This is a genomic window from Tautonia marina, assembly GCF_009177065.1.
Classification (GTDB): Bacteria; Planctomycetota; Planctomycetia; order Isosphaerales; family Isosphaeraceae; genus Tautonia; species Tautonia marina.
This window is the reverse complement of the sequence record NZ_WEZF01000004.1, coordinates 79,611-91,199: the sequence shown is the minus strand read 5'-3', so window position 1 is coordinate 91,199 and position 11,589 is coordinate 79,611. Positions and strand designations below refer to the sequence as shown.

8 protein-coding genes are annotated in these 11,589 nt (G+C 58.7%); 4 read left to right on the top strand and 4 right to left on the bottom strand.

The window, feature by feature from the left end; all coding sequences use genetic code 11:
• Nucleotides 1–3: 3 nt before the first annotated feature.
• Together GA615_RS06445 and GA615_RS06440 are read right to left on the bottom strand one after the other, a co-directional pair.
• Nucleotides 4–753 carry a response regulator gene (locus tag GA615_RS06445; RefSeq protein ID WP_152050461.1) on the bottom strand — a complete coding sequence of 250 codons (750 nt, stop codon included), beginning with the start codon at nt 751–753 and terminating at the stop codon, nt 4–6.
• On the bottom strand, nt 750–1,937 hold the full coding sequence (locus GA615_RS06440) for a protoglobin domain-containing protein (RefSeq protein ID WP_152050460.1): 1,188 nt from the start codon (nt 1,935–1,937) through the stop codon (nt 750–752). Before GA615_RS06440 ends, GA615_RS06445 begins: the two co-directional genes overlap by 4 nt.
• 849 nt (nt 1,938–2,786) lie before the next feature.
• Between GA615_RS06440 and GA615_RS06435 the strand changes: the two genes are divergently transcribed.
• Together GA615_RS06435 and GA615_RS06430 are read left to right on the top strand one after the other, a co-directional pair.
• Complete coding sequence (locus GA615_RS06435) at nt 2,787–3,056, top strand: hypothetical protein (RefSeq protein WP_152050459.1); 270 nt, start codon at nt 2,787–2,789, stop codon at nt 3,054–3,056.
• Nucleotides 3,057–3,134: 78 nt separating this feature from the next.
• Nucleotides 3,135–3,968, top strand: coding sequence for a universal stress protein (locus tag GA615_RS06430; RefSeq protein WP_152050458.1), 834 nt, complete (start codon nt 3,135–3,137; stop codon nt 3,966–3,968).
• Nucleotides 3,969–4,022: 54 nt separating this feature from the next.
• On the opposite strand, the gene GA615_RS06425 is transcribed toward GA615_RS06430, so the two are convergent.
• A complete protein-coding gene (locus GA615_RS06425; RefSeq protein ID WP_152050457.1) occupies nt 4,023–5,501 on the bottom strand; it encodes a hybrid sensor histidine kinase/response regulator in 1,479 nt (492 codons plus the stop codon).
• 84 nt (nt 5,502–5,585) lie between these two features.
• Nucleotides 5,586–6,263, bottom strand: a complete 678-nt coding sequence (locus GA615_RS06420; RefSeq protein ID WP_152050456.1) for a 3-keto-disaccharide hydrolase — start codon at nt 6,261–6,263, stop codon at nt 5,586–5,588.
• Nucleotides 6,264–6,695: 432 nt separating this feature from the next.
• Between GA615_RS06420 and GA615_RS06415 the strand changes: the two genes are divergently transcribed.
• Both GA615_RS06415 and GA615_RS06410 read left to right on the top strand, forming a co-directional pair.
• Nucleotides 6,696–10,070, top strand: a complete 3,375-nt coding sequence (locus GA615_RS06415; protein WP_152050455.1) for a PSD1 and planctomycete cytochrome C domain-containing protein — start codon at nt 6,696–6,698, stop codon at nt 10,068–10,070.
• Between the two features lie 53 nt (nt 10,071–10,123).
• Nucleotides 10,124–11,581, top strand: a complete 1,458-nt coding sequence (locus GA615_RS06410; protein ID WP_152050454.1) for a DUF1501 domain-containing protein — start codon at nt 10,124–10,126, stop codon at nt 11,579–11,581.
• Nucleotides 11,582–11,589: the final 8 nt, after the last annotated feature.

The following is an 11,589-nucleotide window of genomic DNA, read 5'->3' as shown; positions in this document are numbered from 1 at the left end:
CAATCACCTTGATTGAGAGGGAGTCGGTCCAACCAGGCGTTCGAGCAAGTCAATCAGGGCAGGGGAGTCGAACGGCTTGTAACAGACCGCGTCAGCCCCCTCGGCCAGAGCGACCTCGATCAAGGGCTCGGTTTCGGGGCGAAAGCCGGTAATCAACACCGTTCGGGCGCGAGGATCGACTGTTCGAACGGTTCGGAAGACCGAGCAACCGTCGGAACCGGGCAATTTCATGTCGATCAGCACGGCCTGGTATCGGGCCTCTCGGAGTCGCTCGACAGCCTGAGCCGAATCGTGAGCGGTGCAGACGCGAATGTCGCGTGATCGGAGGAGGTCCCAGAGGTTTTCACAAAGGTCGAGGTCGTCGTCAACGACCAGCACAAGGGGTTGGCCGACCGCCTCGTCGATCAAGCCAAGCAGGGCCGGAATATCAACCGGCTTGCGCAGGACTTTCCACGTCCCGGCCGACCGGGCCGCCGTTGCCGTGTCTTCGCTGGCATAGGCGGTAAGCAGCAAAGCAACGACGCCGGGGTGCCGGGCCCGCAGATGGCGATAGAGGGTCACGCCGTCCATGCCCGGCATCTTGAAGTCGAGAACGGCGACGTCGTAGGGTCGCCGGCTCGCCAATTCGAGGGCAGACTGGCCTTCGTGAGCGATGTCGACCTGATAGCCCAGATCCTTCAAGATGTCCGAGACATTGCGGCATGCGTCAATATCGTCGTCAACAAGCAAAATGGCAGGTGCCGGATCGTTCATCGATCTCGATCTCCGGTCTCCGAAGACGGGTTAAGCACCAGGGTAAAGATGCTCCCAACCCCTGGTTCGCTACTGATTCGAAGGGTGCCACCGTTCTTGGTGAGGATTTCCCGAGAGATGGCCAGGCCCAGCCCGAGCCCTCGGGCCTTCGTGGAAAAGAGCGGCTCCGTGACCCGATCGCGCAGTTCCGGAGCCATGCCGATTCCGGTGTCCTCGACATCGAGTTCGATCCGGCCGTTCTCCAGGGTCCGGGCTCGGACGGTTAGCGTCCCCGCTTGATCCATCGCCTCGTTCGCGTTGCGTAGCAAATTGCCGAGGACGATTTGCAATTGTGCTGGATCGACCGCGACCGTCAGCGAAGGCTCAATCTCAAGCTGAACCTCGATCGCGGGATCCGGCGGATTGGTCTCCAGAGAGTCACGGACCATCTCAAGCAAAGGGGTGGGCCGAGCCTCTGGAGTTGGAAGCCGGGCAAAGCTTGAGAGAGCGGTGATGACCGCATCGGCACGATCAACACCCCGGCCAATCCGTTGCAGATGCTCGGCGACCTTTTCGGCCGAGGCCGATCGAGCATTCTTGAGGTAGTAGACCGACGTCTTGACCACGTTCAACGGGTTGCGCAACTCGTGCGCCAGGCCACCGGCAACCTGACCAAGAGTGGCCATGCGTTCGGCCCGCTGAAGCCGATCTTCACTCTCGGCCTGGTAGGCATCCTGAATCAAGGCGAGGTCGAGGTCGAGGCGTCGATAGAGGGATCGAAGCGATTCGGCCAGTTGCTCGAACTCTCCGGTCCAGGACGATCGCAAGACCCGACACATGGCTGAGCGCAGCCGGGCCATGGCGGCAATGACATAAAGCGGGTCCAACCCGATCTCGGCATGCCGACGACCGATCCGCCAGCACCGCTGAGCATAATCCTCATCGGGAGGGGTTTGGAACAAACCGATCAGCCACTGATGGAGCGTGGCCTTCAATCGAGAAACCTGTTCCTCTCCCCCTGTGATGACCGCAGAGGCACCAGGATGGCGCTGAATTTCTTCGTAGAAATCCTCTATCAACCCGGGGAAATGCGGAGTAATGACCGGGAAGAGTCCGACCAGCCGTTCGTAATCGTGTCGCTCGTCCCAATCAAGATACCGCTTCACTTCGCGGTACCGAGCAAGGATCCGATCCGTGTCTCCCATTCGAGGCGCTCCGCCCCCGTCGTTCAGTCGATCAAGACGGAACCCAACGCTTGCGTCGCCGTCACATTCGAAAGGTCAGGCCGAATCACGTCCGATCCGACCGATTAGCCTGAGAACCCATGCTAGAGCCTGCTCTCTCCGGCTGGCAAGCCCCCACACTCGGTTGGGGAAGGAAATCCCCGATCGGGGCCGACGGCATGGGATGGGATTGAGAGAGCAGTTGCAGGGACAATTGCATTTTCGAATCATTGAAATCGGGGGAAACCTTGTCCGGTCATATCTCTGTCCATCCCGTTTGGGGAGATTCAATCCACCCGATGATCTCGACGTCAGGACCACCGAATCTCGACAATCGGTGACGTTGCGAGGGCACCAATTCCGGCCGTCTTCGAGGACGTTGAACAACCGCTCGGCAACGTTCCCTCCCAAGCGAAACCGTGAAAATGACGCGATTACGCCGTGACATCCGGCGGCATCGCGCCGCTGATCCCAATCGATGGTTCAGGTCTGTGCAACCCAGAAGGCAGATCCCCCTTCCGAGGACGGTGAAACCAGAGAGCACGATCGTGGTTGATTTTGTTTGACTTCGTACCCTGGCAAGGTATTTAATGAAATGGAGCATTCGACTCATGGCGGGTCGTGTGTTCCCGGCTGAGTCAGCCCCCGTCCTGTGTCATGGTCGTGATGCACAGGCTCGGGGTTTTTTTATCCGTCAGCCGAGGGTAAGTGCCGAACGCCAGAACTCGACCGTCGTTGTACCCCCTCTCTTCTCCATCGCGTCTTCGTCGTGAAACCAAGCGGACCACTCCGGCCACAAGTTTCAAGGCGATCGAATGGGAGACTCCTCCCATGATGAGCATTCAGAGTCGAGTCATCGTTTCGGAGGGTCCCTGTGAAGCACACGGGGGCGCTCACATCTGCATCTACCATCGCGATTTTCCGGAAAACTGGTCGCCGGGGGAAACTCCGGCGATGGCGGCTCGTCAACTTCTGAATCTCTTCGAGAAGAATCTGGACAGCGCGGGTGATCCCAGTCATCGGCAATCCATTGAGGAAGCGATGGCTGATCTCCGGGCCTTCCTTCGCGAAATCGATCAGAATGAAGATGCTCCTGCCTGAACGTATTGGCTCGTCTGAGCCAGACGTTCCACCGCAATGCGGGGACCAGTGTTCCCGAACTCTTTCGGAGTTTGCACGATGCTTAAGAGTTTGCTGGTTGGACTGGACGGCAGCGAGCACGGTGACGCCGCGCTGGAACTCGGACTTCGATGGGCCAAGCGGTTCAATGCTTTGCTCGTGGGCCTTGGTGTGATTGATGAACCTGGGATTCACGGTGCTGAAGAAACCTGGCTGGGCGAGGTTTACTTCCGACAAATCAACGAACGACTCACCGAGGACGTTCGTCGAGAGGTCGAGCGGACCCTGGAGCGTGCCGCCTTGCGCTGTGTCGAGGCAGACGTGTCGTTCAAGCCTCTGGAAGACATCGGCACTCCCCACGAGCGCATTGTGATCGAAGCACAGCGTTATGATCTGATTATCATGGGCCAGCGGACTCACTTTCGGTTTGGCTGGCAAGACGCTGCCGACGATACCCTTCGGCGGGTGCTGACCGAGAACCCGAGGCCGGTGGTGGCCGCCCCCGAACGCCTCGACGAGGAGCGCAAGTCGGTCCTGATCGCTTACGACGGCAGTGTGCAAGCGGCACGAGCGTTGCAAGCCTTCCGGGGCACAGGACTTGGGGAAGGCCAGACGATCCGGGTCTTGACAGTCGGTCCGGACAAGGTCGAAGCCGCTCGGAAAGCGGATCGTGCCATCGAGTATCTCAGTTTCCATGGGTTGAAGGCGACACCCATCACGTTGGCGTCTGACCACGGTCCCGCCGAGGTCATTCTGGAGCATCTCGGGAAGACCGAAGCCGATCTGCTGGTGATGGGGGCTTACGGAAAGTCGACACTCCGGGAATTTTTCCTTGGTTCGACCACTCGATCTGTACTGAAAGACAGCAAGGCCGCAGTATTTCTCTCGCACTGAGCGAAGGCTCTGAGCGGCTCAATCGTCTTACGGAGCCCTTTTCAGCCTTGTTGGCTAGAGGGTTCCGGCCCCTTCGCGTGAAATACGCGCGAGCGTTTCGCGGAGTTCATCAATCCGCACAGGTTTCTGGATCAAAACCCGGATTCCTGCCTGCTGCAAGCCTTCGAGATCGACGGGTCGTCCTGATCCGGTCAGGGCAATGATGGGGGGACAGCTGGAGTGGTCGTTCGACCGAATTGCCTGAGCGAGTTCAATTCCGTCGGTATCCGGTAATTCGAGGTCGAGGAGGATGACATCCGGACGTTCGATCGCCACCGCTTCGATCGCGTCTCGGCCGGTTCGAGCGATTCGAACCTCATGACCCTCGCGTTGCAAGAGCAAACGCAGGGCTTCGACCATGGGCCGGTTATCGTCGACGAGGAGTAACCGAGGCAAGGTCGCAGAAAGCTCAGGATTCGAGGCGGTCGAGAGATGAGGGGGGGACGCAATCTTCGGCAATCGGATTTCAAATTCGCTGCCGTGACCGATTCCGTCACTCCGAGCGAGAATCGTGCCCCCGTGGCGCTCGACGATGAGCTTGACCAATCGAAGCCCGATCCCGAGCCCCGAGGGGGAGCGATCGCGGGCCGCGTCTCCCCGGATGAACATGCCGAAAATCCGGGGCATCAACGCGGGGTCGATTCCGATGCCTTGATCCTTGACCGAGAAGACAACCTCAGTTTTACTGGCTTGAACGGAAATCGTGATCGACTTTCCTGGATCGGAATAACGGCAGGCATTCGAGAGCAAGTTAATCAATACCTGCTGAATTCGAGACGGATCGACTTCGACCCACATCGGCTCATCACTGATCTGAAAAACCACCCTCTGGTGGGCATCTTCCAGAAATGATCGAGCCGCATCGACCGCCGATCGAACGAGGTGGGCGAGCGACGCAGGACGGAGGTTTAAGGTCAGAGTTCCCTTGGCAATCCGTGAAAGGTCGAGCAAATCATCGATCAGCAGGGCAAGTTGTCGGGTCTGATTTCGGATGATCCGGACTGCCCACTCACGCTGTTCCTGGTCATCATCCAGATCGATCAATAATTCGCCGGCGTGATCAATGGCAGCGAGCGGGTTGCGCAACTCATGGCAGAGCGTTGCCAGAAATTCATCCTTGGATCGGTCGGCATCTCGAAGGGCCTGCTCCGACTCGCGATAGTGTTCCATCTCCCGATGGGCCTGGAGCAGGGCATCGGAAAGGAATCGGAGCGATTGCTCGGTCGCCTGGAGCCGACGAGCTGACCGGTACACCCGCACCTGCAGGCAGATCATCAACCCGACGACCACGACCATAAGGCCACCGATGACGACGATCCGTTCTGTTCTGGAAAGGATCCACGCCTCGGTCGGTGTCAGTATCCAAAGAGAACCGAGAGTCAGAACGAGCGAGGCTCCCAGCACCGGGGCACACCACCCCAGGAGTCTCACCATCCACCCGGCAGGAGCAAGGCGCTCCCTGCCGGGTCCTCCGGGGTTGTGCGGCGGGGCCATAACCGGGTTCTCCGGAGTTCCTGAGCCGCACCCGCCCGGCAATTCCAACAAATACAGGCGGGAACCCTGGGGATACTCTGCGACTCAGGGGTTTGTGACATCAACCCGCTTAATTTTGAGATTTCGAAAATCGACTCGGTCACCATGACCGAGCAATGCGAGATAACCTGATCGACGCTTCAACCCCGGATGCTCTCGCTTATCAAGCGTTCCATCCTTCGAAGCTTCCGCAATATCAGCGTCAACAATGGTCTCTCCGTTCAGCACAATACGAATCCGATTGCCGATACAGGAAATTTCCTGCTCGTTCCATTCGCCGACCGGGCGGAGAAATCCTCGCTTGGCCGGAACGACACCATAGATTGATCCATGATACTGGTATGGGGCGAGATTGGAATATTTCTCAGCCGTATTGTCAAGGATTTGAATTTCCATCGCGGAGAAGGCCGGATCGCCTTCCGTCGATGCCCGCAAGCCGATGCCATTGTTCGAGCCGGGAGTCAATTTGAATTCAAATCGGAACACAAAATCGTCGTATTCCTCTTCGGTGTAGAGCTTTCCGCCGCTTCCCTGAATGCAGTACAGGATACCGTCCTCAACCGCATAACCGTCGGTTGCACCAAACCAACCGGTCAGGTCTTTTCCATTAAAAAGATCGTGAAATCCTTCTTGATCCTCGGAAACACCTGCGGAAGCAAGAGTTCCGCCACTGAGGATCAGCGCTGTGGTCAGGACAGTCAGGGTTGAGCAAAATTTGGTCATCTGTCTCTCGTGGTTCGAAAAGAATCGAGGGATTGTAGGACGAACTCTCGCCGGTGCGAAACCGCAAGAAACGCCTCACGTCATCGAACGATTTAGCGGACAATCGGTGAACGTACAAGGGCCCACCGGAGGATCACCAGTCGGGGAGGCTCTCTCGGAAGAAGTGCTGGCGAAATCGCGGACACCGAACGGTGCTTCAAGCCGCTCCCACCAACCGGCATGGACCCACCGAGTGATTGGCAGGCATTCACCGTCTGGAGACATTCCCTTGATCTCAGGGGGGAGCATGTTCAATAATTTGTTAAGTTTTTTGGGATCATTGGCTGCCTGAGGCCGACGTTGCTTGCCGGTCTGGGAGAGCATCCTGGATCTCTCAAGGGGCCGAGAGCCCCATTCCTTCCGTTTCTTCAGTTTTCTGGAGCATTAGCCTCAATGCTGGCGACCGGACCATTCCGAACCTGGATCGTGACGACCGCAGGGGTCTGGCTCTCGGCCGTTCTGGCGGTCGTCTCACCCCAAGTCTCCTGTGCCCAGGAGGATCGTACCACGGATTGGCCGCCGGAAGCCCTGAGCTTCTTTGAGGAACGGATCCGTCCGGTGTTGGCCGAGCAGTGTCTGTCTTGCCACGGAGCGCGAAAACAGACATCGGGGCTCCGCCTCGATTCGCGATCGGCAATCCTTGAGGGTGGGTTGATCGAAGGGCCAGCTGTTTATCTCGACGACCCCGCGGTGAGTCCCTTACTGGACGTCCTGCGGCACGACTCCGAACTGAAGATGCCCCCCGACCAGAAACTTGCCGACGAGGTGATCGGCGCGTTTGAGCGATGGGTCCAGATGGGAATGCCCTGGCCCGACGACGCCACCATTCCCACCCCTGAAGTCGTCGCCGACGCCTCGACGACCCACTGGGCGTTTCAGGCAAGGACCGATCCTGCCCCGCCAGAGGTCTCCGACCCTTCGTGGATTGCCACACCGGTCGATGCATTTCTCCGAAAACGCCTCGATGACGAGGGGATCACTCCCTCGCCTTCGGCCGATCGGCGAACCTTGCTCCGGCGCGTCACCTTCGACCTGATCGGCCTACCTCCGACCCCCGATGAGGTCGAAGCATTTCTTCAGGACCCGAGGTCCGACGATGAAGCGTTTGCCGACGTCGTTGATCGACTGCTTGCCAATCCCCACTACGGCGAGCGGTGGGGACGACATTGGCTCGACGTCGCCCGCTACGCAGACACAAAAGGGTATGTGTTCACGGAAGAACGGCGATATCCTTATGCCTACACCTATCGCGATTACGTGGTTCGATCGTTCAACGAGGATAAGCCCTTCGATCGTTTCATCCTCGAACAACTCGCCGCCGATCAGCTCGATCTCCCTCCCGGTGATCCGGCCCTCGCCGCAATGGGATATCTCACGGTCGGTCAGCGCTTTCTGAACAATACGCACGACATGATCGATGATCGCATCGACGTCATTAGCCGGGGATTGATGGGGCTGACCGTCTCCTGCGCACGATGTCACGATCACAAGTATGATCCGATCCCTACTGCCGACTACTATTCGCTCTATGGTGTCTTGAACAGCTCGACCGAGCCCGACACCTTACCGCTCATCACGGAATTGGTCGATTCGAAGGGTCCTGAGCGAGACGATTTTCTCAGGCAACTCCGTGAGCGTGAGGCTGCGATCGAGACGTTTCTTCGTTCCAAACGGGATGAGATCAACTCGGATTTCCAACGGCGAAGCCGATCGTATTTGGAGGCGACCCATGTGATCCAGTCGACCGGTGAGCTCGGCTCGGCGGGGCGGAGACGAGACGACAATGCCATCGACCGAGAAGCCCGAGCGCGAGAACTTCCCCCTCGACGACTTGGTGCCTTTCTCGACAAGTGGACAACGATGGTAGAACAGTCCGACCCGAGCACCGACCCGATCCTCGCCCCCTGGCACGCATTGGCCACCTTGCCACCCGAATCGTTCGCAGATAACGCCGCGCAAATGCTTGAGTCATTGAGCTCAAACACAGCGCTTGAAGTTAATCCGATCATCAAGGCCGCACTCGTACAACCGGCACCACCGGCCACGTTTGCCGAGGTGATCGAGCGTTATGCCCAGGCGTTTTCTGACCGATCCGAAGGAGAGACGGATCAGCCCGGCCGATCCGCTCTTGATGCCCTGTTCCTGCCGGAGTCGGGTGCACTGGCCGTCGCCTCGATCGACGAAGCCCAGCGCCTGCTCGAACGGGATGAGCGGAATGAGCAGCGGAACCTCGAACGAAAAGCCGAGGAACTTCAGGTCAACCATCCCGGAGCCCCTCCCCGGGCCATGGTGATGGTGGACACCGAGAAACCCCGCGAGCCCGTCATTTTCGTCCGAGGGAACCCGGGAAACCGCGGCCCTGAGGTTCCCAGGCAATTCCTCCAGTTGCTCGAAGGTGACGATCGCCGGCCGTTCAGCCAGGGAAGTGGTCGTCTGGAACTGGCGCAAAAGATCGCCGATCCGAGCAACCCCCTGACGGCTCGGGTCATGGTGAACCGTATCTGGATGCACCACTTTGGCCAGCCGATCGTCGGAACTCCGAGCGATTTCGGAACTCGGAGCGACGTGCCGACGCATCCAGAATTACTCGACTTCCTGGCCTCTCAGTTTGTGAAACGCGGATGGTCGATCAAGGAGATGCACCGGTTGATTCTCAACTCTCGATCCTACCGTCAGGTAAGTCTCGATCGTCCCGAGGCCACCGCGATCGATCCTGAGAATCGCCTGCTATGGCGGCAGAATCGGAAACGGCTGGAACTGGAACCGATGCGAGACGCCATGCTCGCCGTCTCCGGGAGGCTGGATGCTCGCTTCGGTGGTCGGCCAAGCCCGTCCCCGTCCGTCCCGGACGGCACCCGGCGCACGCTCTATTCGATGATTGACCGCACCTTCCTCGATGGGGTTTATCGGACGTTCGACTTCGCCAGCACGGAGGTTTCGAACCCCAATCGGCCCCAGACGATTGTGCCGCAGCAGGCTCTGTTCCTGATGAACAGCCCGTTCATGGCCAAGCAGGCTCGGGCGCTCGCCGACCGATGCCGAGACGAGGCCGCCTCGGACGAGTCTACCGATCGCATTCGACGGATGTATCAATTGCTGTATGGGCGGCTCCCTGAACCTTCTGAACTGGAACTCGGCGAGCGATTCCTGAACAACCCAGGCACGATGGCCGAACCGCTCCAATCGCAATGGAGCTACGGTTTTGGACGCTTCGATGAGGATTCTCAGCGTGTGATTCAGTATCAGGACCTCCCTCACTGGACGGGAAACGCCTGGCAATTCGGAGCAGAGTTCCCGCATCCCGAGGGTGGCTACCTGAACCTGAAGGCCGAAGGTGGCCACGTCGGCAATGGTCCCGATCAGGCAGCCATTCGTCGCTGGACCGCACCAGAGACGGGAATCGTCCGAATCGAAGGCCGACTGGTTCATCGCAACTCCAACGGGGATGGTGTGCGGGGTCGGATTGTCTCCGAGTCGTCGGGTTTACTCGGGGAATGGGTGGCACATGACGGCCGATCCCGAACCGTTGTCCCTTCGTTCGAGGTGCACGCCGGTGAGGTTGTCGACTTCGTCGTCGATTGCCTGGAAACCACGAATCATGATTCGTTTGAATGGTCGCCCGTGGTCACGCTCGAAACCTCGGACGGATCGCAAGCCACCTGGGATTCTCGGTCGGACTTCCACGGCCCCGCCATTGCTCCTCCGACACCAGAGGAACAGTATGCCCAGGCATTGCTTATGACAAACGAGTTTTTGTACATCGATTAATTGAAGCGATAGAACGGGCCGTATTCCCACGGCCCTGAAGGGAGCACGGACCGATGCCGCACGATCGACCGAACCTGGCGAACCTTCCTGTGACTCGTCGTGAACTTCTCTGCCGGTCCGGCATGGGGTTCGGAGCGTTGGCCCTTGGCAGCCTGATGACCGACTCGGGAGTGTTTACACGCCCGGCAAGTGCCGATGACTCCGTTCGATCATCGCTTGCGCCGAAGTCTCCGCCGATGGCTCCTCGCGCCAAACGAGTGATTCATCTGTTCATGAATGGTGGTCCTTCTCAGGTTGATACGTTTGACCCCAAGCCGATGCTCTCCCGATATGCCGGGAAAGAACTGCCGACCGAAAATCTTCGAACCGAGCGCCGAACCGGAGCAGCTCTTGGATCGCCGTTCAAGTTCAAGAAACATGGCGAGAGCGGGATCGAGGTGAGCGAGCTGTTCTCGAATGTCGCCGAGTGTATCGATGATATTTGTGTCATTCGATCGATGCAGGCGGACGTGCCGAATCATGAGCCATCCTTGATGCTCATGAATTGCGGAGACGCGCGCTTGCCGCGTCCGAGCGTCGGTTCCTGGGTACTCTACGGTCTGGGGACCGAGAATCAAAATTTGCCCGGTTTTGTGGTCCTTTGTCCGGGTGGGTATCCGATTGCCGAGTCCTCGAACTGGAAATCGGCGTTTCTGCCCGGAATTTATCAAGGAACGCATATTGATTCGAATCACACGAGTCTCGATAAACTGATCGAATATATCAAGAATGATCGGCTCGCGACTCCTGCGCAGCGGGCTCAACTTGACCTGCTGTCAAAGCTGAATCAGCAGCATCTCGAACGCCGACAGCGTGACTCCGAGCTGGAGGCTCGCATCCAGTCGTTCGAGCTGGCTTTCCGGATGCAATCGGAGGCAGCCGATGCGTTTGATGTCTCGCAAGAGCCGGAGCATGTCCGACAGCGTTATGGTGAAGGGGTTCACGGCAGACAGTTGCTCATCGCGCGGCGGTTGCTTGAGCGAGGGGTTCGTTATCTGCAGGTGTACCACGGCAACGGACAGCCCTGGGACAATCACGACGACATCGAGCAAGGCCACCGCCGTCTCGCTGGTCAGTGCGACCGGCCCATCGCCGCCTTGCTCAAAGACCTCAAGGAACGGGGGATGCTTGACGAAACCCTGGTGATCTGGGGAGGAGAGTTTGGCCGGACCCCAACCGTCGAGTTGCCCACCCCCGGAGCCAACGCCGGCAAGATGAATGGCCGCGACCACAATCACTATGGGTTCACCATGTGGCTGGCCGGTGGCGGGGTCAAGGGGGGGTACGTTCACGGCGCGACCGATGAGTTCGGGTTCAAGGCGGTTGAAAATCCCGTTCATATTCATGACCTTCATGCGACAATGCTCGCGTTGCTCGGCTTCGACCACGAACAGTTCACTTACCGTTACGCCGGTCGAGACTTCCGCCTGACCGATGTTCATGGTCGGATCGTGCACGACATCATCGCCTGACCTTCACG